Source organism: Rhodoligotrophos appendicifer (assembly GCF_007474605.1).
Taxonomy (GTDB): domain Bacteria; phylum Pseudomonadota; class Alphaproteobacteria; order Rhizobiales; family Im1; genus Rhodoligotrophos; species Rhodoligotrophos appendicifer.
The window spans coordinates 42,078-65,918 of record NZ_VHKL01000008.1 but is presented as its reverse complement, the minus strand read 5'-3'; the positions used below and the strand labels follow the sequence as shown (position 1 = coordinate 65,918).

General features: G+C 58.3%; 20 protein-coding genes and 1 pseudogene. 8 read left to right on the top strand and 13 right to left on the bottom strand.

What is annotated here, in order from left to right; translation table 11 throughout:
- Nucleotide 1: 1 nt before the first annotated feature.
- On the bottom strand, nt 2-706 hold the full coding sequence (locus FKM97_RS17825; protein ID WP_144293789.1) for an SDR family NAD(P)-dependent oxidoreductase: 705 nt from the start codon (nt 704-706) through the stop codon (nt 2-4).
- Nucleotides 707-716: 10 nt separating this feature from the next.
- A complete protein-coding gene (locus tag FKM97_RS17820; protein WP_144293788.1) occupies nt 717-1,544 on the bottom strand; it encodes an enoyl-CoA hydratase/isomerase family protein in 828 nt (275 codons plus the stop codon).
- 407 nt (nt 1,545-1,951) lie between these two features.
- Here FKM97_RS17820 and FKM97_RS17815 point away from each other — a divergent pair, with 407 nt between their 5' ends.
- The 4 genes and pseudogenes from FKM97_RS17815 (at nt 1,952) to FKM97_RS17795 (ending at nt 5,681) form a co-directional block, all read left to right on the top strand.
- Entirely contained in the window at nt 1,952-3,229 is a 1,278-nt protein-coding gene (locus tag FKM97_RS17815; protein WP_170240978.1) for an epoxide hydrolase family protein, read from the top strand.
- Between the two features lie 308 nt (nt 3,230-3,537).
- Nucleotides 3,538-4,356, top strand: a pseudogene (locus FKM97_RS17805) (alpha/beta fold hydrolase); the annotation flags it as partial.
- A gap of 99 nt (nt 4,357-4,455) precedes the next feature.
- A complete protein-coding gene (locus FKM97_RS17800; RefSeq protein ID WP_144294015.1) occupies nt 4,456-4,980 on the top strand; it encodes a hypothetical protein in 525 nt (174 codons plus the stop codon).
- Between the two features lie 26 nt (nt 4,981-5,006).
- The gene (locus FKM97_RS17795; protein ID WP_144293786.1) at nt 5,007-5,681 is read left to right on the top strand and encodes a cysteine hydrolase family protein; all 675 of its coding nucleotides are present in this window, start codon (nt 5,007-5,009) and stop codon (nt 5,679-5,681) included.
- 170 nt (nt 5,682-5,851) lie between these two features.
- On the opposite strand, the gene FKM97_RS17790 is transcribed toward FKM97_RS17795, so the two are convergent.
- Complete coding sequence (locus tag FKM97_RS17790; protein ID WP_246105144.1) at nt 5,852-6,457, bottom strand: flavodoxin family protein; 606 nt, start codon at nt 6,455-6,457, stop codon at nt 5,852-5,854.
- Between the two features lie 431 nt (nt 6,458-6,888).
- On the opposite strand from FKM97_RS17790, the gene FKM97_RS17785 reads away from it, so the two are divergent.
- A complete protein-coding gene (locus FKM97_RS17785) occupies nt 6,889-7,620 on the top strand; it encodes a response regulator transcription factor (RefSeq protein ID WP_144293785.1) in 732 nt (243 codons plus the stop codon).
- Here the strand turns inward: FKM97_RS17785 and FKM97_RS17780 are convergent, their stop codons facing one another.
- The 9 genes from FKM97_RS17780 to FKM97_RS17740 all read right to left on the bottom strand — a co-directional run bounded on the left by FKM97_RS17780 (nt 7,621) and on the right by FKM97_RS17740 (nt 18,521).
- On the bottom strand, nt 7,621-10,506 hold the full coding sequence (locus FKM97_RS17780) for an ATP-binding protein (protein ID WP_144293784.1): 2,886 nt from the start codon (nt 10,504-10,506) through the stop codon (nt 7,621-7,623).
- A gap of 222 nt (nt 10,507-10,728) precedes the next feature.
- Complete coding sequence (locus FKM97_RS17775; protein ID WP_205015159.1) at nt 10,729-11,907, bottom strand: aromatic ring-hydroxylating oxygenase subunit alpha; 1,179 nt, start codon at nt 11,905-11,907, stop codon at nt 10,729-10,731.
- Nucleotides 11,908-11,970: 63 nt separating this feature from the next.
- Nucleotides 11,971-13,056, bottom strand: coding sequence for a CobW family GTP-binding protein (locus FKM97_RS17770; protein ID WP_144293783.1), 1,086 nt, complete (start codon nt 13,054-13,056; stop codon nt 11,971-11,973).
- Nucleotides 13,034-13,417 carry a RidA family protein gene (locus FKM97_RS17765; RefSeq protein WP_144293782.1) on the bottom strand — a complete coding sequence of 128 codons (384 nt, stop codon included), beginning with the start codon at nt 13,415-13,417 and terminating at the stop codon, nt 13,034-13,036. Before FKM97_RS17765 ends, FKM97_RS17770 begins: the two co-directional genes overlap by 23 nt.
- An 11-nt stretch (nt 13,418-13,428) precedes the next feature.
- Nucleotides 13,429-14,505, bottom strand: a complete 1,077-nt coding sequence (locus FKM97_RS17760; protein ID WP_170240977.1) for a phosphotriesterase family protein — start codon at nt 14,503-14,505, stop codon at nt 13,429-13,431.
- Nucleotides 14,506-14,527: 22 nt separating this feature from the next.
- Entirely contained in the window at nt 14,528-15,709 is a 1,182-nt protein-coding gene (locus FKM97_RS17755) for an ABC transporter ATP-binding protein (protein WP_144293780.1), read from the bottom strand.
- A complete protein-coding gene (locus tag FKM97_RS17750) occupies nt 15,706-16,506 on the bottom strand; it encodes an ABC transporter permease (protein WP_144293779.1) in 801 nt (266 codons plus the stop codon). The genes FKM97_RS17755 and FKM97_RS17750 overlap by 4 nt, the downstream gene beginning before the upstream one ends.
- 4 nt (nt 16,507-16,510) lie before the next feature.
- A complete protein-coding gene (locus FKM97_RS17745) occupies nt 16,511-17,386 on the bottom strand; it encodes an ABC transporter permease (protein WP_144293778.1) in 876 nt (291 codons plus the stop codon).
- Between the two features lie 64 nt (nt 17,387-17,450).
- Nucleotides 17,451-18,521: an extracellular solute-binding protein gene (locus FKM97_RS17740; RefSeq protein WP_144293777.1), complete on the bottom strand. Its 1,071-nt coding sequence runs from the start codon at nt 18,519-18,521 to the stop codon at nt 17,451-17,453.
- A 289-nt stretch (nt 18,522-18,810) separates the two neighbouring features.
- Between FKM97_RS17740 and FKM97_RS17735 the strand changes: the two genes are divergently transcribed.
- From FKM97_RS17735 to FKM97_RS17725, 3 genes are all read left to right on the top strand, one after another.
- Nucleotides 18,811-19,497, top strand: coding sequence for a TetR family transcriptional regulator (locus FKM97_RS17735; protein ID WP_170240976.1), 687 nt, complete (start codon nt 18,811-18,813; stop codon nt 19,495-19,497).
- A gap of 76 nt (nt 19,498-19,573) precedes the next feature.
- On the top strand, nt 19,574-20,740 hold the full coding sequence (locus tag FKM97_RS17730) for a RidA family protein (protein WP_144293775.1): 1,167 nt from the start codon (nt 19,574-19,576) through the stop codon (nt 20,738-20,740).
- A gap of 9 nt (nt 20,741-20,749) precedes the next feature.
- Nucleotides 20,750-22,033: an aminotransferase class III-fold pyridoxal phosphate-dependent enzyme gene (locus FKM97_RS17725; protein WP_144293774.1), complete on the top strand. Its 1,284-nt coding sequence runs from the start codon at nt 20,750-20,752 to the stop codon at nt 22,031-22,033.
- 769 nt (nt 22,034-22,802) lie between these two features.
- Here the strand turns inward: FKM97_RS17725 and FKM97_RS17715 are convergent.
- Nucleotides 22,803-23,756, bottom strand: coding sequence for an SDR family NAD(P)-dependent oxidoreductase (locus tag FKM97_RS17715; protein WP_144293773.1), 954 nt, complete (start codon nt 23,754-23,756; stop codon nt 22,803-22,805).
- Nucleotides 23,757-23,841 lie beyond the last annotated feature (85 nt).

Genomic DNA, 23,841 nt, shown 5'->3' with positions numbered 1-23,841 from the left:
ATCACTGGCCAGCACTTTGGCCACCATCGACGTGGAGGATTTCGCCCGTCACGAATGGTGCGGATTCGAGGTAGAGTACGGCTTTGACGACATCGTCGATTTCCCCCATATGGCCGATCGGGTGCAGCTGGTCGAGTGAGGCATGTGTTTCCGGCGGATGCATGGATGTTCGGATGATGCCGGGTGATACGGCATTCACGCGGATGCCTCGCCTGGCATATTCGATGGCCAGTGATCGAGTGGCCGCATTGAGACCCCCCTTTGTGAGCGCCGCCAGGGTGGCCTGGACGCTTGAACTCGCTCGCTCTGCAAGCGTCGTCGTGATCTGGACCACATGCCCCGCTCCCCGCTTCTCCATCTCTGCGATGGCGAACTGCGTGATGTTGAAGAAACCGGTGGTGTTGACCGCAAGAATAGCGACGTAATCTGCCTCGGTATACTGTGTGAAGGGTTTCGCAATGAAGATCCCGGCATTGTTGATCAAGGTGTCGATGCGTCCGAAATGCGCCATTCCTTCTGAAATCACATGCTCCGCTGTGCCGCGCTCAGCAATGTCTCCAGCGACCGTGAGAATATCGGGATCGCCTGAGGGCGCGATTGAGCGGGCCGTCGCGACGACTCCGTATCCGAGCGTGCGATAGGCGCCGACCAAGGCAGCGCCGATTCCGCGGGATGCGCCTGTGATGACGGCGACTTTCTTGTCCATCTTGCCGCCCTCACAGACCGATCTGGCCGACGAAATGACCGAGCTGTGTCTCGACGTCCCCGGGTTTGTGAAATCCGAGGTCCATCAGTTTTCTAATGCGATCCTGCGCCGCCGGGCGCTTGAGCGAGCTGAGAAAAGCATCCCATTCCGGTGCGATGTCGGAATCCGCCGGCAAGCTGGCCACATTCACCAACGTCTTCGTCTCCACCAATGCCTGCCGGTCGAAGGTCGCGATGCGGGTCGCCAGGGCATCGACAAAGGCATCGAGCTCCGCATCGGGGAACGACCGATTGACATAGCCGTAGCGCTCAGCGAGTTCGCCATCGACGTCATCTGCCCCGAGCAGAACCTCGAGCGCACGACCACGACCCATAAGGCGCGGCAGCCTGGCCATAGGGCCACCTCCCGGCACCAGGCCAGCTCCGACCTCCCACTGTGACAAGACCGCCTTTTCGCGACTTGCAAAGCGCATGTCGCTGGCAAGGGCGAGTTCGCTGCCGACACCGGTTGCTCGTCCACGGATCTTCGTGATCGAGACCACCGGCGCCCGGCTGATGCGCACCAGAAGATCCGGTAACTGCTGCAGCCCTGTCGGTCCCGGTGGCAGTCCTAAGGTATCCTCCGGATCCGCCAGAAAATTGTAATGCGTGATGAAGAAGCCGTCGATGGCACTGTCGAAGACCACCACTTTCACCTCTTGATCCGTCTCCAGCGCTTCGACCATCTCCCTCAGCGGCGGAATGCTCTCGGGGCCGAAGATATTGAGGGGTGGGCAGTCGAAGATGACACGCCAATACGCGGCGGACCGGCGTTCGAGGTGAATGAAATTTCCGGACATTTCTGCCTCCGTGCTCAGGTGGTGATGCACGACTTAGGTGGCAGACAGGAGCTCCAGCCTCTATAGCCCTAACGTATCGACGATACATTGGTATCGACTGCTGGCCACTGTGCCCAGTGAAGTTGGGTCAGCTGGAAGAGTGAGCTTCCGGTCCCCTGTATCGCTTCTGGACAGCACCCAGAAGGTTTCCTTGCGTTCCTGAAGAAAAATCGCCGCTCCCGGAAAGACTTCTGTCCCTCAAGTCGGATCGAACATGTCCAGCCGATCTCGGTGGCGCAGCTTCACGCCACCGATACCAAGATATCGGCGATACCAACGTGTAATCGCCACCGGGACAGCATGGCCCGAAGATGACAGTCGAAGCCTGCTCATTCAGCCCGCTGAGGCGGCTGCAGAGGAGAACCGCCATGTCCCAAAAACCGCCCCCTCTCACTCGGCGCGACGTCCTGGTCGCAGCCGCCGTCGCCGGAGCCGTCACCATGATGCCACTGCCGCTCTCAGCCGAAACCAGCGACGTCAGGCCATTCCAGCTGCACGTTCCCGAGGAGGCACTCGCCGATCTCCGTCGCCGGATCGCCGCCACCCGGTGGCCGACGCCGGAACTGGTCGCCGATGCCACTCAGGGCGTGCAGTTCGCGACAATGCAGAAGCTGGCCAAGTACTGGGAAACCGAGCATGACTGGCGAAAAATCGAAGCGCGGCTGAACAGCCTGCCGATGTTCGTCACCGAAATCGATGGGCTGGATATCCACTTCATCCATGTCCGGTCAAAACTTCCGAATGCCCTTCCGCTGATCATCACCCATGGCTGGCCCGGCTCCGTCATCGAGCAGTTGAAAATCATCGGCCCGCTGACTGATCCCCTCGCCCATGGCGGTACGCCGGAGGACGCGTTCGATGTCGTGATCCCCTCGCTTCCGGGTCACGGCTTCTCTGCCAAGCCGACCACCACCGGATGGGATCCGCAACGGATCGCCCGTGCCTGGACAACGCTGATGAAGCGTCTGGGATACACACGCTTCGTTGCCCAGGGTGGCGACTGGGGCGACGCCGTGTCCGAACAGATGGCCGTCCAGGCGCCGCCCGAACTGATCGCCATCCACACCAATATGCCTGCAACGGTCCCCGAAGACATCGCTGCGGCCCTTGCGGCCGGCAGCCCGGCACCAGAAACCCTGTCGCCCGAGGAAGCGAACGCCTATGCGCAACTCGGTTTCTTCTACAAGCATGGCCTCGGCTACGCCCAGGAAATGGCGAACCGTCCGCAAACGCTCTACGCGCTCGAGGATTCGCCGATCGGCCTCGCAGCCTGGATGCTTGATCACGACGCGCGCAGCTACGAACTCATTGCACGTATTTTCGACGGCGCGACGGAAGGTCTGACGCGCGACGATATTCTCGACAACATCACACTCTACTGGCTGACGGGCACGGCGGTTTCCTCGGCCCGCCTTTATTGGGAAAACAGGCTCGCTTTCTTTGCGCCCAAGAACATTACCATTCCGGTCGCCGTCAGCGTATTTCCCGACGAGATCTACGCCGCGCCCAAGAGCTGGGCGGAAAAAGCGTTCCCCAGGCTCATTCACTTCAACCGCCTGGCCAAGGGCGGGCATTTCGCCGCCTGGGAACAGCCGGCCGCATTCACCGCCGAGCTGCGCACGGCATTCCGGCCGCTGCGGTCTTAGGTGACCGCGCACCGGCACAGCCTCCGCCCCTTCCCAGTCGTCACCAAGGATAGTGTCATGAATCCGCAGAACAAGCTGCTCTACACCGCCAAGGTCCACACCACCGGAGGACGCGAAGGCAGCACCTTTCGCAGTTTGCATCGGTGACAGTCTGACGGCGATCACGCGACCTGAGGAGGACAGTGAATGATCAGCTCATCAGTGTGCGAGCGGAAAGATTCCGGTCGCCGTCGCTGGCTCGGTTGCAACGACTATCACTCGCCGATTTCGGCGTTCCCCGTCATCGATTTGAGCCGTGGTTGATCGAAATGACGCTCTCAACGACCTACAACACGATCGACATCAACAAGCTTCCGATCTTCTACCGTGAGGCTGGCCCTCATGATGGCCCGACGCTCCTCCTGCTGCACGGGCTGCCTTCGTCGTCGCGCATGTATGAACCGCTTCTGCTGAGACTGGCGGATCGTTACCGGCTCATCGCGCCGGACTATCCCGGCTTCGGACACAGCGCGTCGCCGCCCCCATCCGAATTCGCCTACACCTTCGATCACCTGGCCGAGATCATGACCGCGTTTACCGATGCGCTGGATCTGTCTCGCTACAGCCTCTTTATGCAGGACTATGGCGGCCCGGTCGGCTTTCGGATGGCAACGGCCCATCCTGAGAGGGTTGACGCGCTGATCATCCAGAACGCGGTGGCTCATGATACGGGCCTCAGCGATCTCTGGGGTCCCCGCCGCGCCTTCTGGGCCGACCGCGCGGCTCACGAGGACGAGGTGCGCCGCAACCTGCTGTCGCTGGAGGCCACCCGTCGGCGTCACCTTGGCAGCGATCCGCGCCTCGAACGCTACGACCCCGATCTGTGGACCGACGAGTTTGCCTTCCTCAGCCGGCCAGGGCAGGCGGATATCCAGACCGAGCTGTTCTACGACTATCGCTCGAACGTCACGGCCTATCCGTCCTGGCAGGAGTGGATGCGCCGCAACCAGCCGCAGCTTTTGGTGCTCTGGGGGAAATACGACCCCTCCTTCGACATCTCGGAGCCGGACTCTTATCGCTGTGACGTGCCGAATGCCGAGGTTCACATTCTCGATGCTGGCCACTTCGCTCTCGATACGGCCGCGGATGAGGTTGCCGAGCTTGTGCACTGCTTTCTGGAATCGGTTCTGGCCGACGCGCCTGCGTCCCGGAGCCATGAACCGGCCCCTCTCCTCAAGGAATCAGCCATGAACGATATGGAAATCATCGACTCTAGCTTCAGCGCCGTCATCAACGCCCCCATCGACAGGATCGACATCCCCGAATGGTGTTTCTCGCTGCCGGAGAAGGATTATCAGGCCTGTTCGCCGGCTCACATCGCCGCGGGTTTCACCACGGCGCCCGACGGCCGGCGCATGTCGATCAATGTCGAGGTGATCGGCGGCAGCCTGATGGTCCAGCACTATGTCGAGACCCTCGCAAAGAAGGATCACCTGATACTTGAATCGGCCTCCGACATCTTCACCCCCACGGGGCGCACGACCCTCCACATCAAGTGGGAGCTGAGCGTCAGGGCGATCGACGGACAGCGCTGCGAGTTCACCAACCATGTCGTCTCGACGGCAACGGACGAGTTCCGCTCCTTCCTCGACCGTCAGGGCATACCGTTCGACGTCTTCCGCGCGCAACGGGCACCGATGTCGATCGCTCACAACAAGGGCGAAACCCCGCTCTTCGCAGCCAGCATCGAACGCGCGGCCCTCAGAAAATAAGGCATCGCGAAATTTGGAGACACGACATGACGCAGCCAGCGTATGAGAAGCGGTCGACCGCTCTTCTCTTCGTCGATCCCTATAACGATTTCCTGTCGGAGGGCGGTAAGATATGGCCCCGAGTGAAGGAGATCGCCGAGGAAGTCGGCCTTATCGACAATCTGAGACGCATCGATAAGGCCGTCCGCGATGCCGGCCTCAGGGTGTTCATCGTACCGCATCGCCGGTGGGAGCCGGGTGACTATGAGTGCTGGTGTTTCCCCAATCCAACCCAGCGCGCGATCATGAAACGGCATTCATTCGCTCGAGGCGAATGGGGCGGCGACTGGCATCCAGACTTCGCTCCCCGGCCCGGTGATATTGTTGTCAAGGAGCACTGGGCTCAAAGTGGCTTTGCCAACACGGATCTCGATCAGCAACTCAGGCAGCACGGAATAACCCATGTGTTGGTCGTCGGCCTGCTCGCCAATACCTGCATCGAGTCAACGGGTCGTTATGCGATGGAACTCGGCTTCCACGTCACTCTGGTCCGAGACGCAACCGCGGCTTTCTCACGAGAAATGATGCATGCGGCCCATGAGCTGAATGGCCCGACATTCGCACACGCAATATTAACAACGCGGGACCTGTTGGAGAGACTGCCACCCGCTGAGGTCCACGCATCTAAGACTGTCGAACCAGATCCTGTGCGGCTCCGATGAGAAGCCAAAGCCCACCCCAACGACCAAGAATGGAGTGGCGGAGCCGTCTCGTCGTCATTTCATGTTCTTCATACAAGGCAAAGCGGCAGGCGCCCCGGCGAGCGCCTGCCATACACCTGCCAATGACTGGTTTGCCAGCGTCGCCACAAGACACACTTGTGGCGACAGGCTCACGCTGTCACGCGGCCGCGCACCATATGCTGAGTGACCATCGCCACGCGCTCACCGAGATGCTCTGCGGTTAGCAGATCTGATTCTGGCGGGACGATCTCCGGCCCCTCGTCGGCATTCGACTGGGCACCCGCTCCGAGAAAGAAGCCCAGCCTGTTGAGCTCCGCTTCGGAACCTGTCGATAAATTATTGCCGGGAAGAAGGCCAAGGTTGACCCAATGCATCCCGAGTTGTGCAGCCAGGATGACGAACTGCATCAAAGTCGAGAGCTTGTCGCCGGATCGCGAAGCTGAATTGGTGAAACCGGCGGCAATCTTGTTGCGCCAGGCACCGGAAGCGAAAACACTCGATGTTGCGTCCATGAATGCTTTGAAGGGTGCGGACGCGCTGCCCATGTATGTCGGTGCGCCAAAAATGATGGCATCGGCAACGGCCAGATCATCCCATCGGCTCTGAGCCTCCTCCGAAGTCAGATAGAGGACCGAGGCGCCCGGGACTTTCTCTACTCCGCGCCGTACAGCCTCGGCCTGGCGGGCGGTGTGGCCATATCCGCTGTGAAAGACGATGGCGACACGTATGTCCGTCCTCACCATATGAATATTCATTTCTGTCTCCCTCGAGAGCCTGTGGTTGAAATCGCTGATAGTCAGCCACTGGCAACGCAGGAAATCATTGGCACCTTGGTATCGACGACACTTTGGTATCGGTGAGAATGAACGACCAAAGCCCAACATCGCCGCCTGATAGTCGCAGTCTTGAATTTTGATGAGGCCAGCTGGTTGCGAGCAAACCCTTATCGTCGCAACGCAGGTCAACCATTCACTTGACGGGGAGCGGACTACGGCTCGCCGGTGGCGGTTTTCGGAAGCCAGCTGCGTCATCAGCATCTCTGAGGTGACCTTAAGGTGCACTTCAGTAAATTTCAGACCTTCCCCAAAGATTATTCAGCCAGCCAAGCCTATCCTGTTCACACTACTGTCACGCCGCCTAAGAACAGGATCTGAAAACCGCCAATATTAATAAGCAGGAGGGTTGCATGCCACTCGTCATTCACTCACATCATGTCTCTGCAAGACCTCGCACGACCTGCAAAGAAACGGCTTCAAAAGCTCGAGTTTTGGTTGTCGACAACGATGAGGATCGCTGGGCCTCCCTTGGGAGGGAGCTGCACCGATCGGGCACAGTCCTCGATGTATCGGCTCAGTTTCCCTATCAACTGGTTTTGAAGCGGCCGGAAACGCCGACCTGTCTCGTTATTGCCCTGCCTCACGGCCGCTTCGGGTTACAATTCCTGAAGCAATTCAACGCGGCAGAAACGCCCATCCCTCTCATTTTCGTCGCCGAGTCCGCTGACGTCGCCACCTCCGTGGAGGCGATGAAAAGCGGTGCGATCGATTTCCTCTGCCAGCCCTATCGAGACCACGACCTCCTTGAGGCCATTGAGACTGCCCTCACACAGGACCGGGCGCGGTGTGAATCCCATCAGCTTTTCAGCCATCTGACCCGGCTGTACGAGACCCTCAGCGAGCGCGAACGACAGGTTATGGATCAGGTGGTTAAAGGAAAAATGAACAAACAAGTGGCCTTTGTTTTGGGCATCAGTGAAATCACTGTAAAGGCTCACCGGGGTAAGGTTATGCGAAAGATGAAGGCGAGATCATTGCCGGATCTCACGCGCATGGCAGACGCAATTGCGCAAGTCAGCCCAATTTATGACCACCAAAATTTAGGCGCATTACTTTCTCGTGGGGATCAAACTGCTCGTTGATCAGTGCTGCCGGTCGAGGCCGCTCTTCGGCTCCATAAGCTTGTTCAGCACTAACATTAACCCCTCGGCTCGCTGTGTCATGGGTGTTTCAACGCCGTTGCCGAAACGATCATGCTGGGACATTAGCAGTGTGCGCGCAGGGGCAACCTTACCATGACTGAGCAAGAGCTCGGCGTATGAAATGGATGCGCAATACTCCCAATAGGCGCCTCCTTGAGACTTGGATTGAGAAAGCGCTTCGGACAGCAGCTTCTCGGCTTCGGGCGTATTCTCGGAAAAAATTTTCCCGATGATTTCGGCTTTGTTCCTTTTTATTTCAGGAATCAGCCAGCGATAATCGATGTTTGTTGCGACGGTCAACGCCCTGTCGATCTCGATAAGTGCTTCGTCAAGCCTGTCGTTTGCGGCGAGCGCTTGAGCAAGTTCCACCAGGAAGAATGGATAAAACAAGAGATAGGAAGCTTCCTGCATTCCAGCGAGACCCGTTCGAAGCGGTGCAATCGCCGCTGCGGGCTCGCCGCGTTTCGCCAGCACGCTTCCCCTTATGCACAGTCCAGCCGCATGAAATGGCTGCATGCCATGCTTGTAAGCATGCTCAACGAGCTCCTCACCAATTTGCTCCGATGGGCCCAATTTTCCCAGGGTTATGAAAGTGAACCCTGCCCAGACGAGCGCAATGCAAAGCGCCGTTGCATGCCGTGTCTCCCGCGCCTCGGCAACGGCTCGCATTGCGGACTGCGCCGCCCCTTCATGCTCTCCTAATGATACAAGATTGACCGTGAGATGACCGGCCGAGGAGGCCCGGAGATCAGAGCCTAGGCGGATGAGATCTTTCTCGCGCCGCTCGACCGGATAAGTCTCGCTCGCCCGCTGCAGTCTCTCAGCGGCCTCGCGGTGGGCGGCCAGATATGTCAAAGATATGCCAACGATCCAATCGGCAGCAGCGCGAAACTGTATCTCACGGTCACGCGTCATTTCCTCAAGTCGTCGAGCCGCCTCCAATGCTTCGACAAGTTGGGCGGAGCGCGATTTGAACAGCCAGATATCCATGCTGGCGCGCTGTTGAAAATCAGGTTCGTCGAGCTCCTCGGAAAGGCTAAGGCCCTTTGTCAGTGCAAGGAGTGATCCTTCGACCATCCCCTGGGTATACAATAATGTTCGCCCATAGGCGCACTGCAGCACCATCTCATCTCGCGATCCCAGCGCGTCGCCCAGCTGGGCCAATGCCCTGCCACTCCAATCTCGACATTCGGCGATGAGCGATTCCGCGATCCAGAAGTCACAAGAAGCGGCAGCAAGTCGGATGCCAATGGCGCTGTCGCCCGTTTCGCCAAACGCCCAGGTCAAGGCGCCGCGGAGATTGTCGATTTCCGGGCGGTAGAGAGGCAAGCCGTCGATGGCAGCCTGCAATCTGCTTTCCACTCCGAACGCTGAGAAAACCTCGAGAAAAAACTCGGCATGCCGTCGTGCTACCTGCTCGGCTTCTCCACTTTCCAGAAGTTTTTCAGCCGCATAGGCGCGGGTTGTCTCAAGCAGCCTCCAGCGCCCTGTAACCAACCGATCGGGTATGATCAGCGACTTGTCGACGAGATTGGCCAGGGTCTCGGTCACCGACCGCTCACCCAGGCTGCCCCCAGTCAGAGCCTGCGCGGCTGAAAGCCCAAACGTGCCGGAAATCACGGAGAGGGAGCGGAGCAGCCGACGTTCTTCGGATGGAAGTAATTCGTAGCTCCAGTCAAGCGTGGCCCTCAGTGTCTTGTGCCGCGGGACCGCGGTACGACGACCTGTCGTCAGAAGGGCAAACCGGTTTCTGAGCTCGACTTGTACGGCCTCGACCCCGAGAGTTGCGGCTCGAGCCGCAGCGAACTCGATCGCCAGCGGCATGCCGTCAAGATGCCGACAGATTGAAGCAATTGCGGGCAGATCGTCATTCTGGGGTAACACAATCGGGTCCAGAACTTCCGTTCTCGCAATGAAAAGTGCAACTGCGCTGTGAGAGCGGAGTTGGTCCACCTCCGTCTGTTCCACGTCCGGTACATCCAGCGGCGGCACGCGATAGATGTACTCACCGCTGATCCGCAGGACTTCGCGGCTCGTCGTGAGGATCGTAAGATTCGGACATTGGCGAACAAGCGCCTCGGCGAGGGATGCAACTGCATCGATCACATGTTCACAATTGTCGATAAGAAGGAGAAGTTTCGTGGTTCCAATCGATCTGGCGATTGCCTCCCCCGAATTCGCGTCTCCCAGCTTGAGGCCGAGCGCAGATGCGATGGTCGATGGAACAAGGCTAGGATCCGATAACGAGGCCAGCTCGACAAGCCAGGTGCCGCCAGGGTAGTCCGAGAGCAACTCACGGGCGACATGCAATGCAAGGGTTGTCTTTCCTATTCCCCCCGCGCCGCTGAGCGTGACGATCCTGTACGCAGAAAGCAGGCCGCAAACATGTGACAATGCGGCTGCTCTACCGATCAGGTCTGTGACGAGCACCGGAAGATTGGATGTTTCCTTGGTGGTTGGCTCCTGTTGCGATTTGTTTCGGGCAGATGATGGCTGTTGAGCAGCCTCTAGCTCGATAACCCAATCGCCGAGCAGTCGGTAACCTCGCCCTGATTGCGTTTTGAGCAAGGAACGGTAGAGACCCAACGCTTTCCTGACGGCCGAAATGTGAACCTGAAGCAGGTTTTCGCTGACCGTAGCCCCGCCCCAGACTTCGTCCAGCAATGCATCTTTGGTGACGAGTTCTCCACGCACGCCACTCAGGACCTCGAGGATCTGAAAGGCGCGGCTACCGATTGGCGCAGGAACTCCAGCTATCCTGAGCTCACGCCGGCCAAGGTCGATCTCGCACTCGCCTAAAAAATAGATTGGCCGGGTGCTGTTCAATGGGGGCAAACCTAAAGCCGCAGTTGCGGTTTAAGGATAGTTCATAAAATTTCAGGTTGTCCATCAATTCAACCGGAAAGGAGCGCGATGCCTTGCGCAGTGCCCAGCGCATCAGAGCAAAACCCAACTCCGCTGCACTTGCTCTTTCGGGATCGTCGAGCATGTAGCCGAGGATCAGTTGGCAGGCGCTCTGCAGACTGGCAGCAGTGGTCCCTCACGAAATCAACTTTTTGGTGACCCCTGTTCCAGCTCTGGCTCAAGAGCCTTGGCAAGGTAACCCATGAAGTCATGAATCTCCCGCTCCAGCCAGCTGAGAGGGCCACTGGAGGCCAGTGGCGCAAGAGAGCCCTTGTAGATGCCTTCGACGACAATTCTGTCCTCGGCATTGACTTGATCGAAGAACTGGATCAGGGGCGCCAGATGAGCATCGAGGTCGTTGATGGCTGCATAATTCTCTGGTGCCAACGCAACGCCGACGCGGACCTGGACCTCGCCGGGACCCTTCGGTCTCAATGAGAGATGCCAGAGATAATCCGGCGAGCACGAGAACATATGCGAGGGAAAAATCGTGGGCATAAGAGCGGTTCTGCGCCAAAGACCCTCCAGCCGCCTGTTGTCGGGATGGGCAGTGCCGTAGGGCGCTCCTTCGGGCTTGGTGAAGGTTGAATAAGTGAATGCGGTTCGTCGTTCCTCAGGGAACCGGGTTTCCTCCAGCTTAATTCCGGCACCGACCGTGGCCTTGTGAGCAACGGGTCCGTGATAGCCCTCCATGAAGTTTTCCGTCAGCAGCTTCCAATTAGTCTGCCAGACCTGATCCTGATGGATCACCGGCACGTAGCTTGCCATCCCATAGCGGGCCAGTAAGGGATCCAGGGGGGCAAGTTCCTCCGAAATGCTAGGCGCATCGGGGTTCAGCGTGATGTAGATCCAGCCATTCCAAATTTCGGTGCGAATTTCGGGCAGGCAATATTCCTTGCGGTCGAAGCCGGTGGTCTTCTGCATATGGCCTGCGCCGATAAGGGCGCCGTCGAGATCATAGGTCCAGGCATGGTAGGGGCACATGATCTTGCGTGTGCTACCGCTGCCTTCCAGCAGTATCATCATCCGATGGAGACAGACATTCGAGAATGTTCGGATAGCGCCGTCCCTGTCACGGATGACAAATACCGGCTGATCGACAATTGAATAGGTGATGTAATCACCTGTGTTAGGGATATCGGCGGCAAATCCGGGGCAAACCCATCCCTTGCCGAAGATCTGCCGCATCTCGAGGTCATAAATTTCCTGGCTGTTATACGCGGCCGGCGGCGTGGTGCGTGTCGCGTCCAAAGGTTCAGCGGCGTAGCGGCGAAGATCAGCCAGGAGAGTGGCAGCCTCAGACGACAGGCGATGATCCGGCACCGATGCTCTCGCTTTTTTAAATATCGACCAATCGGTTTAAATTATGGTGTCTTGGTGGCTAGGTCAAGAAGTCTTGATCACTGGGATCGCGACCAATGGGTGGCTGCGAAATGCTTCCTCGATTGTTTCACGTTCGACACCTTTGGTGATGAAGACGATCCGCGATGAGTGATCTTGATCAGGCCATGCATCCAGCAAGACCGGGGGGTGCAATAGATGCTGAACAGCGTGAAGGACGACGGGCTGAGACTGACCGGAGAGGGAGAGAATGCCCTTTATGCGAAGCAAGTCCTTGCCGTGCCGAGAGATTATTGAACGAATGGTCTTGACGAAGGCGTCACTTTCGAAGGGAGCGTCGAAGGTCAGACAGAAGGACCGGATGTCCGCTTGATGAGCGGCATGGTGAGCCAAATGGTCATGATCCCTGGAGCCATCGGTATGGTCACTGTATGATTCGATTGCGAGCCAGCGCCGAACATCAGTGCTCTTCGTCTCTGGGTCGTAATAACCCGCGTTAAACAAATCGCTGGGCGCGACGACACCGTCAATTGCCTCCAGGATCGTGGCGGCCGGGTTGAGCGCCTTCATGCGGTGACGAAGGCTGCCATCAGAGAGATCCGAGGTGAGATCGGTCTTTGTCAACAATAGGCGGTCCGCCATCGCGACCTGTTTGACGGCCTCCTCGTGAGCCTCGAGCGTGGCGGCGCCCATGGCAGCGTCGACGGTGGCGAGTACGCCGTCAAGACGGTAGCAGTCGGCCAGTAATTGATCTGTGAGCAGACTGTGAATGATCGAGGCGGGATCGGCTAGTCCGGTCGTCTCCACGACCATGCGATCGAATGGGGGGACCTCGCCCGCCGCTCTTCGCACATGCAACTGCCGCAAGGTGCGGATGAGGTCATCCTTGATCGTACAGCACAAGCATCCGCTATCGAGCAGGACGGTCTGATCGTCGATCGTCCTGCCGATCAGGTGTTGGTCGAGACCGACCTCACCAAACTCATTGATCACCACAGCGGTGCGCGCCATCTCCGGCTGGCGAAGCAGATGACGCAACACCGTCGTCTTGCCGCTGCCGAGGAATCCCGTGAGAATCGAGATCGGTAGCGGACGGTTGAGATCGATCTCAGGCGACGACGGCAATGGCATCGATCTCAATCAGAAGTTCCTTCAGTACCAGATCCGCTCTCACCGTGGCGCGCGCCGGCGGGTGATCGGCAAAATAGGCGTCGAAGGCCTTGTTGAACCCTTTGTAATGCTCAAAATCAGTGATGAAGCACGTCACCTTCAGCACATCCGAAATGCTGGCCCCGGCCGCTTCAAGGGCAAGCTTGAGATTGTTCAGAGTCGCTGTCGTCTGGGCCTCGATGTCCCCGATCCCGACGATCTGCCCGTTCTTGTCGATGGCAGCCACGCCAGCGGTCGCGACGATATTGCCGCGCCGTGCAGACTGGCAATAGCTTCCAAACGGCTTCATCATTGTCGGCGGATTATGACGCGCAACGTCCATTGGCTGTCTCCTCAACTGATGGTCAACACGCGGCGGGGATTCTCGATCATGATACGGTCGATATCAGCCTGGGACAGACCTTTCCGACGCATGACCGGGATCACGTTCTCTATGATGTGCTGGTAACCCTCGCCCCCATATGGCTTCAGCCGCAGCTTGGAATCGACGTCGTGCGAGACCAGCACCTGGTCCAAGTGCCCTGCATCGGCCAGCGCCATGATGTTGTCGACCCGAATTGCGTCATTGGGCATGTCGATGTCTGACAACGGATAATGGCGTGTCTCCCAACCGAACAAATCCTGCTCGCAATAGCAGCCGGTCTTGGCAAGGCTGAGAAAGTCCTTCGTCTCGAAAATCGTCCTGTCCAGATGGCAGATGATCGTCCGCGTAGGATCTCCGCCTGCCTCCTCGACAATCCGGATCGCCTCCAGCGGTGCCTGCACGTCGCGTCCAGGATGTATGCTCAACCCCAGTCCGGTGCGCTGCTGTGCCTTGGCGGCCGCCCGCAATGCCTTGATCTCCTGGGGATGCATGGGCCAGGCCATGCCGATCTCGCCGACGATACCGGGACGGACTGCGGGTGAGCCAGCCCCCTCTTCAATGTCCTTGAGGATGACGTCAGCGATCGCCTCCTCATCCATGGTCGCAAATTCCGGCGGTTGGAAATCGCGGACGTAAAAGCCCGTTCCCATCACCACATGCAATCCGGTTGCTTCGGACATCTTCCTGAGCATGCCAGGATTTCTGCCGACACCGATCGGGGTTACCTCGACCACACAACTGCCGCCGGCTTTACGATAGTCCTGCAGAGCCGCCGTTACCAAATCCACATCCAAAAGCTGCATAGCCTCCTTCAATAGGAAGGGATTGCGGCGGACGGCATAATAATTCGACAGCGAGATCGGCTCGAACCAATCGATACCGACACTGTCGGCGCCCGCCACGGCGGCAGCATGACTCCCCTGGGCATCCAGGCCCACGGCCAGAAAATCAATGATCATATGCTCGTGCATCTGGGTGATGCCGATCGCGTCAGGCTCCACGGGGCCGAGCACGGTCATTATCTTGCCCTTGTTGGGATGCGCCATGAAATTCTCCATAGATTAAACTTTACATGCTTGCCTTCAAAGGGCCGGGAACCGACACCTGAGTTGGATCGGACGCGATGGTAGCCCCGGTCATGGTCTCGCTGGCGTTCGCCCTCAGCGGCACAACCACCGCCCGGTTCACGTCCCAGGAGACGCCAACCTCTTCGCCGAGAACGATGGAAAGCGCGTCCGCATCATCGGCGGGAGTCCGGATCAGGGCCGTCTGCCCACCCCTTAACGCCACCACATATTTGCGCGTCGTCCCCAGATAGACATGGCTTTCGACGCGCCCTCGCACTGTGGCCATGGTGCCGTCTGAGACCGTAGCGCCGACCGGCCTCAGCCGAAGCATGTCGGGTCGCAAGACGATGGCGGCGGCGTCGCCATCCCGGAGGCCGACACGCCGAACCGCTCGGTCGCCGACCGGCAAAGTCATTCCACCGCAGACCAGCGACCCGGATTGCAACACGCCTTCAAAGGTGGTGGACTCACCGATGAAGGTAGCAACGAAGAGACTTGCGGGCTTCTTGTAGACCTCTTCGGGCGTGCCGATCTGCTCGATGCGACCAGCGTTGAAGACGGCGATCCGATCGCTCATCGCCAATGCTTCTTCCTGGTCGTGTGTCACGTACAGGGCCGTATGGCCGACATCGCGGCAGATCTTCATGATCTCGATCTGCATAGATTCACGTAGTTGCCGATCGAGCGCGCCGAGAGGCTCGTCCATCAGCAGAAGTTTCGGTTCGAAGACCAGCGCTCGCGCCAAGGCGACCCGCTGCTGCTGACCGCCCGAAAGCTGCTGCGGCTTGCGCTTACCGAAACCGGAGAGATGCACGAGTTCGAGCGCCGATTCCAACTTCTGCCGGATCACCGCCTTCGACAGGCCTCGCATCTCGAGAGGGAAGGCGATGTTCCGCTCCACGGACAAGTGAGGGAACAAGGCATAATTCTGAAACACCATCCCGATGTCGCGCTTGTGCGGGGGGACGTCAGTCAGATCAGCATCATCCAGGACGACCTCACCGCTCGACGCCGCCATAAAGCCAGCGACGATACGAAGCGTCGTGGTCTTCCCGGAGCCGGAGGGTCCGAGCAGAGTAATGAATTCCCCAGCATTTGCCTCAAGGGAGACATCGCGCAGGATCTGCAGCGATCCAAAGTGCTTGTTGAGCCCCCTGATTGAGAGTTTGCCGGTCGTATTCATGAAGCCGCTCGATCGCTTGCCATGACACTGAGCCGACGGCCCGTCAGCACCGCCAGAAGCAGGATCAGCGTCACTGCGGTCAGCAGACTTGCGGCTGCGGCAATCGTGGGGTCCATGGTGAAATTCGCCTGCTGCCACATGGTAACAGGCAGCGTGCGCAAGGCCGGGGTGGTGAGAAAGAGTGCAATGACGACTTCGTCCCAGGATGTGATGAAGGCGAACAGGGCGCCGACCATGACACCCGGCATGATCAGCGGCAGAGTTATTCTGATGAAACCGCGAAGAGGGGTCGCGCCGAGGTTCTGCGCCGCGCGCTCCAAGTCTGGGTCAACGCCGTGCAGAGAAGCCGCGACGGTGATTACAACAAAGGGCAGGCCCATCACGGTGTGGGCTGCAACCAAGCCGGAGTAGGAGCTCAGTCCATAGCTCTGATAGGCGAAATACATGCCGATGGCGGTGACCACCAGGGGTGCGATCATTGGGCTAATGATGATCGCCTTGATGGCACTGCCTCCCCAAACCCGGCCGCGAACCAAAGCATAGGCAGCAAGAGTCCCCAGCACGGAGGCGATCAATGCCGACACTGCGCCGATCTGCAGGCTATTCAGGGCCGAGCCGAGCCATTGTTCAGAGCTGAAGAAATAGGCGTACCATTCGAGTCCGAAACCCGGCGGCGGGAAAGAGAGCAGCTTGCCAGCGGAGAACGACATGACAACGATAATGATCGATGGGGCGATGAGGAAAATTCCGACAAAGGCGCCAAGGACGTAGAGCCACCATTTGGGTGCTGTTGACATCGGCCTATTTCTGCCCCTGGTCGAACAGAGTTTCCAGACGGACCAGTCGGCTTCCCAGCGCCACAGCCGCTAGTACCACCAGCAACAGGATCACACCGAGGGCGCTCCCAAACCCAAAATCGAGAAGCTTGTTGACCTGCATCACGATGAGAAGACTGAAAAAGGCCGTGCGGCCGCCCAAGATGGCAGGGGTGATGTAAAATCCAACCGCCAAGACGAACACCAAAAGGCATCCCGCAAGAACACCCGGCAGGCAGAGAGGAAAGAATATGCGCCAGAATGCCGTCAATGGTGGTGCTCCAAGGCCGGATGCCGCTAGGAAAAGATTTTCATCAAAGCGCCGCATAGCCGCGATGATCGGAAGCACCATGAAGGGAAGCAGGACGTGGGTCATCCCGACGACGATCCCCAATGTGTTGCCCATCAATTTCACCGGACGATCGATGAGTCCGGTGCCGATCAGCGCCCAGTTGATCAGGCCCGAATCTCTCAACAAAATGGTCCACGCATAGGTCCGCACCAGAAGGCTTGACCAGAATGGCAGAAGAACGAGGACGATGAGAACCCACTGCCAGGTCCCGGCAAGACGGTAAGTGAGATATGCGTAAGGGAAGCCGAGCGCGAGGCATAAGGCCGTCACCAGGGCCGCCATCCATAGCGTGAAGAACATGGCACGCGGGTAGACAGAGGATTCAAAAAACCTGGAGTAGTTTTCCGGCGACGGGTCGAAGAGGCTGCGTTCCACCATCACCAGCAGCGGGATGATGAAGAAGGCCACCACGAACATCATCGCCGGCAAAATGAGCCAACCGGACGACAGGCGAAGCTTCCAATATGAGCCACGCTCTCTGGTCACCGCATTGATTGCCGGGTAGCTCACGGATCGCGCGCCCCTTCGTGTGCCGAGAGGTCCTCTCCCGATATCGGGAGAGGCTGAAGAAGTCTCAGTTCACACCGGCCAGCCATTCAGTCCAGCGTCTGTTCACTTCGGCGCGATTTTTATCATACCAGGCATCGTCCAAGAATACGGACTCCTCAGTGTAACTTGATTGTAGAAAAGGTTTTTTCTCTGGGTCGACCTTGTCGAGCGACTTGATGTTTATGGGACCATAATCAATGAAGTTCGAAAGTGTCCCATTATTGTCTGCCGCCGTGATAAAAGCGGCGAGCTTCATTGCGAGATCCTTGTTCTTGGTACCCTTTGGGATCACCAAGTAACCAGGAGAGACAATTCCTTGGTTCCATTCGACTGCGATGGGTGCTTTGGCATTCTTCATGAGATCCGTAAAGCGACCGGTCCAGCAGCCGCCCATGACGGCTTCTCCAGATGCCACCAACTCAGCGCAACCCTGATAACTGGGTGCAACGACCAGGTCATCACCGAGAGCCTCAAGCTTCTTCACTGCGCGATCAAGATCTAAGGGATACAGATCCTTTGGCGCGACACCATCACCAAGAAGAGCCTGCTCGAAGACATAAGAGCTGGCGTCGTTCATCAGCACACGCTTGCCTGGCACCTTCTCGGTATCGAAGAAATCAGCCCAATTCTTCGGCGCCTTGTCGGCAGGGACCTTGTCCGTGTTGTACCCGATCGCGAGGCCAGAATTTGAATGACCTGCGCGATAGCCTGTCGTCATGTACTTGTCGGGCTGAAGTTCGGCGCACGGGACAAGATCGCAATCAATCTTTTCAAGCATTGGTGCGTCGGATTCCATGCCGAAGTCATTTGCTACCACGGCCAGATCCCAGACGACATTTCCAGACTCAACCATGGCTTTTAGCTTGGCATAGTCAATGATGTCATAGACGATTTTGACGTCCGGATTGGCTTTCATGAAGGGCTCGAGCCACGCCTGCTGTTCTGCCTTCTGCAGGGCACCGCCGAAGCTCACATAGGTCAGTACCGTTTCGGCAAAAGTGGCAGTGGTAACGCCAAAAAAAAGAACACCTGCGACTGCGGAAGAAGCGGCAAGACGCCGGGCAAATAGACGAACTCCGCTAGAAAAACTGCTCATGGCACACTCCCCATTTCACCGACGTCGGAGTTTTTGCATATCGATCATACGGTATAAAATGCTAGGCAGGAGTTCTGATTTATGTCAAGTAACAAAGGGTGGTCGTTTTGCGAACACCACAGTGCTTCTTGTTAGAAAATCGATGTCCAATCGGCCCGGGCCAAGGGTGGGTGCTTGCGAAATCCTCGTGTGAAGATCGTGCTGAATTAGCCGGGCGGTGTTTTCCGAAAAACCGGGCATCAAAATCGAAACCGGCGCAACGGCAAGGATGGGGCGGAAGAAGGACTACATGCCGAAGCTTGGAATGGAACCCATCCGGCGGGATCAGATCAGGAAGGCCGCCAGCAAGATGATTGCAAAGCGCGGGTTCAACAAAACGACACTGGCTGACGTCGCGAAGGCGGCAAAGGTGAGTACCGGAATGGTCAACCATTACTACAAGAACAAGACCGTTCTGATGGTCGATACTCTGATCTACGCGTCCGAGTGGTTTCAGTCCTCCATGAGGACTGCGATGGCAAGAGCTCCGACACCTCTCGACAAGCTGTCCCAGATCTTCAGGGTCGGCCTGCTGGATCAAAAAGGCATGGGTTATATCGGCTCTAAGATCTGGGGCTGGGCCTTGGCGGAGGGGATGCACTCAAAGGAACTGGCGGCAGTTATCAAAGAGCGTCGGGATCTATTCGAGCAAATGATCATGGAGCTGATTTACGACATAGACCCCACGAGCAGGGCGCGGAAGACAGAAGTGCGGGAACTCGTGGCCGAGCTGGACGCCTATGTGAACGGACTCGCTCTGCACAACGTGACTGGTGCGCAAAATCTCAACCCGAGGTCCGTCGAGCGGTCACTGATGATGCTGGTCATGTCACGACTGTGTTTAGACGAGTCCGTGGTGAATGCCAGGCTTGATGGCCCTGAAACGGCGACCCCGAAATCATCATCGTTCGGAGTTCGGCAAGCTCAGGCCAGCTAGTTCATACCGGCAAACTCTCGCCGCAGACGACCTAATCCTGATCGAGCAATAGAAAGAGTCAAAGAAAGGCCAAATCTTGAAAAAACTCAGTATCATGGTGCCGGATCTCTACGATGCCGCACCCTATGCCCATGCCGTCAGGATCGACGAGATCGTTTATACATCCTGTATCGAGGCTCTAGATCGGAACAACCGGCTTATTGCTCCGGGAGACATTGTCGCCCAGGCGCGCCAGATCTACGCTAACCTGGACCGAATCCTGCAAACTGCGGGCGCACAGTGGCGAGACGTCGCGAAGGTGAATCACTTTTTCGCCCCGCCCGGTGCATCGACAGAAGAGTTCGACGGTCTAAAAACCGTCATGGCGGAATATCTGCCGCTGCGCCAGCAGGCTGGAACTGATATTTGCTTCGGGCTTGCCAAAGCTGGCAGCCGCCTCCAGGTCGAGTTGATTGCCCATGTCGGTTCCGAGAAGCGTGTCCTCGGTTCGACGGTTGACCACGATGGGCATGGCCGTGCCTGGGCTCCGGGCGTGAAAGTGGGGCGCCACGTCTATGCCGGCAGCCGCCGCGCCTACGGACAGGGTCATGGCGAGCGAGGTACCCTGGCAGCGCAAACGGCGACCATCTATGGGGAATTCGACACCATTCTGAAGGAAGCCGCGATCCCATGGCGCGATCTGGTTCGCGTCCGACAGTTTATCACCGACACCAGCGTAGACTTCAATCATGTCCGGGAAGGGCGACAGTCCTTCGTACCCGCGGGAAGGTTTACTTCCACCTCGGTGGCTTGCGACGGCTCGGATCCCAGCGGACAAGCTGGTCGAGACTGGATCATCGCCGTCGACATGGAAGCGGCCAGTGGAACGAAAGTCAGCGTGAACACCAATGCCATGGTCGATACGCCAGGGGTCCCGCATGCCCTGAAGATCGGCCGCCTGGTTCATTTGCAGGCAGAAATCGCGAATGACGACAAGGACGAGATCGTCTTTGTCGGCGACATCGAAGGACAGGCGCGCCACGTTCTTCAGTTTATGGACAAGATGCTGGACGCCGCAGGTTGCGGCTGGTCCGATGTCATCACCAGCCGCATTTTCTGTCGCGAGCGAGAGCATCTGGACATTGTCCGGAGGATCGAGCGCAATTGGGCAGGGACGGCAACCTATGCACGCTCGGACCTGTTGTGCCGTTTCTTTCATGCAGAGGCTCTGCTGGAAATCGAACTGACTGCCCATCGCCGCTGAGAGGCCCCCATGACGAATGCAAAGCTCGTCGACACGTCCCTGGAGCGCGAGTTCCGGCGCCGCACGCCCAAGTCAGCTGACTTTGCCGAGCGCGCGTCGCTGGTCCTTCCCGGCGGCAACACCCGGACCACGGTCTTTCATCCGCCCTACCCGCTGTCCTTCGCGCGCGGCGATGGCCCCTGGCTCTGGGACCTGGACGGCAACAGGTATTTCGATCTCTTCTACAACGGACTCAGCATCATCCACGGCCACAACTACGCGCCCATCAGAGAGGCGATCGCCGCAAAACTTCTCGACGGAAGTGCCTTGGGGAGCGCTTCCATTGAACTTGTCGAGTTTGCAGAGACGCTGCAGAGGCGGCTGCCCAATGCTGAATTGCTGCGATTCACCAATACGGGATCGGAGGCGGGCATGATCGCGGTGCGCGTGGCCCGTGCCGTCACCGGTCGCCCATTGTTGTTGAAGGCCGAAAGGGCATATCACGGCAGCTACCCCGACCTGGAGGCAGGCCTCTATGGCGTCGGCGACATGCCCGGACGTTCGCTGGTTGCGCCCTTCAACGATTTGCCTGCCTTCGAGACCGTCATGGCCGAGCACGGCTCTCGAGTTGCGGCCATCATCCTCGAGCCCATCATGTTCACCGGGCGCGTGGTGCCGCCGGAGCCCGGATTTCTCGAAGGGGTGCAGGCCCTCGCCCGGAAGCATGGCAGCCTCTTCATGATCGACGACTGCCTGATGTTCCGCCTTGCGGTGGGCGGTTCCGCCGAAAAATTCTCGCTTGATCCCGATATCACCATTCTGGGCAAGTTTGTCGGCGGCGGAACGCCTGTCGGCGTGGTGGCCGGCCGAAGAAGCGTCATGGAGTCGCTCGATCCCACGAAACCCGGCGCGATCTTTCATGGCGGCTCGTTCAACGGCAATCGTATCGGGGCAACCGCTGGCCATATCGCCATGCGAGATCTGACGGAGGCTGCAATCACGGGCATGGATAAGCGCATGGAGCGTCTGCGCCACAGTCTCCAGTCGAAGGCGGATGCGATCGGCTTGCCCGTGGCAGTGACCGGGGAAGGATCGGTGGCGGGGATCGCGTTCCTCACGGATCCTGTCCGTCACGAAGACGATCCTTCCGCACTCGGCCTATCGGTGCTGTTTCAGCTTGCGTGCTTCAACAATGGAGTCTCCGTCGCCCCGGGCGGCGTCATGGCACTTGCCACGATGGTGGACGACGACAGCCTCTCATTCGCGATCGGAGCCATGGAAGACGCGTTGGAGCACGTGGCGGATCTGGGTTGATGGACTATCCCAAGTGGAGAACCCCGCTACCTGACAATAAAGAAGAGGCCCGAGCGGGCGTTCCTGCTGCATCGAACGGCAACAAACGCCACGGGTTGTTCCAATAGGAGATTATTCCTCTCACTCTCGATTGGCACCGCCCATTTAAAACGAGCGCGTATGTCTGGTCGGCGATGCCGCCCAGATCATGCTGATCTTCTATACACGGGGGCATGAAAAGCTGCGCCCAAACAGTTTAGCATGAGCGGCATCATCCTGTTGCCCATCGCCGTTTCTCATCGGCAAGCATCACTCCCGATATGCACAGCCCGAATCCTGCCAGAGCTTGCCAGCGGATGTCTGAGGCGCTGGTCCGAGGCTAAAGCTCCATTTAAGTACTAAAGGCGACTCTTCTTAATTGATCGAGGCGAAGATAAGCTCACAAAATGGCTAAGCTTTAAGCTGCTTAGAAGGCAGATAAGGACGATGCGCCACGGCAGTTCTCCTGAACACATGCGGCAGGTGATCATGTGGGCTGGGATAGGGGTAATTCTCCTTATCCCTCTGCTGGCCATGCAGTTCACGGATGAGGTATCCTGGACAAGCTTTGATTTCGCCTGTGCTGCCGTTCTCCTAGGCAGCGCCGGGTTACTTTACGAAGCGGTGGTGTGGAAGACCCTAAGTAACAGATACCGTAAGAGTATCGGTGCTGCGATCATTGCCGCTGTGATCGTCATATGGGCTGAAGGAGCAGTGGGAATTCTCTAATCAATTCCCCAAGAGCCCCTATTCACCGACTGATGCCGGCATCCTTGATAAGCCGCAGCGACACATCCCAGAGCTTGGCGGCATTGCCAGGATCGAGAGCGTAGCGGGCGTATCCCCCTGTAAAATCGGTTGGACGCTTGGCGACGGGTTGAGCCTCGTTGCAGTCCTCGAAATAGCGCCCGCTGACCCCATCCAGTACAGGGGAGGCGGCCAGCAGTACAGTTGTAGCGGCGCCCTGCTCAGGCGTCTTCCGACGCTCGACTGGGGTTCTCAGGCCGCCGGTATGCTTCTGAAGTCCGGTCGCGATGGCGCCGGGGTTGAGCGCGTTCGACAGGATACCATCACCGGTCCAGTTTTGTGTGATCCCGACCGAGAGGAGCGCGGTCGCCGACTTCGACTGACCATAGGCCCCAATCGGGGTGTAAGGCACGAAGTCAAAGCCGAGGTCATCGAAAAGGACCGGGGAGAAAAAGTGGCCGCTGGAACTGACCGAGACGACGCGTGCGCCATTCGCTGCCGCCAGGAAGCGGTGCAGCCCCTGCGCCAGCGCGAAATGACCGAGATAATTGGTGCCGAATTGCAGCTCGAAGCCCTGCGGTGTCCGCTCGAGCTCCGGCACGGCCATGATACCGGCATTGTTGATCAGGACATGGACCGCGCCGGCCCAGTCATCCACAAATGAGTGGACGGAGCGGAGGTCCGACAGATCAAGCTGCCGCACCTGAATTGCCTGGTTACCGGTGGTTCGGCGCAAGTCCTCGGCGACTTCAAGCGCCGCCGCCGGCCGCCTTACAGCCAGCGTGACTTCGGCACCTGCACTGGCCAGGACACGGGCGGTCTCGAGGCCGATACCGGCGGCACCACCGGTGATGATGATCCGCTTGCCGGTGAGACCAATGTCGGCCGCAACTTCTGTGGCCGTCGACTGAAACCCGAAAGAGGTCTGGAACCGAATTGTTTCCGCGTCAGCTGGCATTCGTTCACTTCGCTCTTCATCGCCTAAACAGTCGACGTTTGATGCAGGTTTACTGAAGTGTCCTTGGCATTTGAGGGTTCGGCCC

Coding starts and splice junctions, on each gene's coding strand:
- FKM97_RS17735 (WP_170240976.1), top strand. CDS start 18,811: ATGCCGAAGCTTGGAATGGAACCCATCCGGCGGGATCAGATCAGGAAG.
- FKM97_RS17755 (WP_144293780.1), bottom strand. CDS start 15,709: ATGAATACGACCGGCAAACTCTCAATCAGGGGGCTCAACAAGCACTTT.
- FKM97_RS17770 (WP_144293783.1), bottom strand. CDS start 13,056: ATGCCATTGCCGTCGTCGCCTGAGATCGATCTCAACCGTCCGCTACCG.
- FKM97_RS17800 (WP_144294015.1), top strand. CDS start 4,456: ATGAACGATATGGAAATCATCGACTCTAGCTTCAGCGCCGTCATCAAC.
- FKM97_RS17760 (WP_170240977.1), bottom strand. CDS start 14,505: ATGGCGCATCCCAACAAGGGCAAGATAATGACCGTGCTCGGCCCCGTG.
- FKM97_RS17785 (WP_144293785.1), top strand. CDS start 6,889: ATGCCACTCGTCATTCACTCACATCATGTCTCTGCAAGACCTCGCACG.
- FKM97_RS17795 (WP_144293786.1), top strand. CDS start 5,007: ATGACGCAGCCAGCGTATGAGAAGCGGTCGACCGCTCTTCTCTTCGTC.
- FKM97_RS17790 (WP_246105144.1), bottom strand. CDS start 6,457: ATGAATATTCATATGGTGAGGACGGACATACGTGTCGCCATCGTCTTT.
- FKM97_RS17750 (WP_144293779.1), bottom strand. CDS start 16,506: ATGTCAACAGCACCCAAATGGTGGCTCTACGTCCTTGGCGCCTTTGTC.
- FKM97_RS17765 (WP_144293782.1), bottom strand. CDS start 13,417: ATGGACGTTGCGCGTCATAATCCGCCGACAATGATGAAGCCGTTTGGA.
- FKM97_RS17740 (WP_144293777.1), bottom strand. CDS start 18,521: ATGAGCAGTTTTTCTAGCGGAGTTCGTCTATTTGCCCGGCGTCTTGCC.
- FKM97_RS17820 (WP_144293788.1), bottom strand. CDS start 1,544: ATGTCCGGAAATTTCATTCACCTCGAACGCCGGTCCGCCGCGTATTGG.
- FKM97_RS17715 (WP_144293773.1), bottom strand. CDS start 23,756: ATGCCAGCTGACGCGGAAACAATTCGGTTCCAGACCTCTTTCGGGTTT.
- FKM97_RS17725 (WP_144293774.1), top strand. CDS start 20,750: ATGACGAATGCAAAGCTCGTCGACACGTCCCTGGAGCGCGAGTTCCGG.
- FKM97_RS17815 (WP_170240978.1), top strand. CDS start 1,952: ATGTCCCAAAAACCGCCCCCTCTCACTCGGCGCGACGTCCTGGTCGCA.
- FKM97_RS17825 (WP_144293789.1), bottom strand. CDS start 706: ATGGACAAGAAAGTCGCCGTCATCACAGGCGCATCCCGCGGAATCGGC.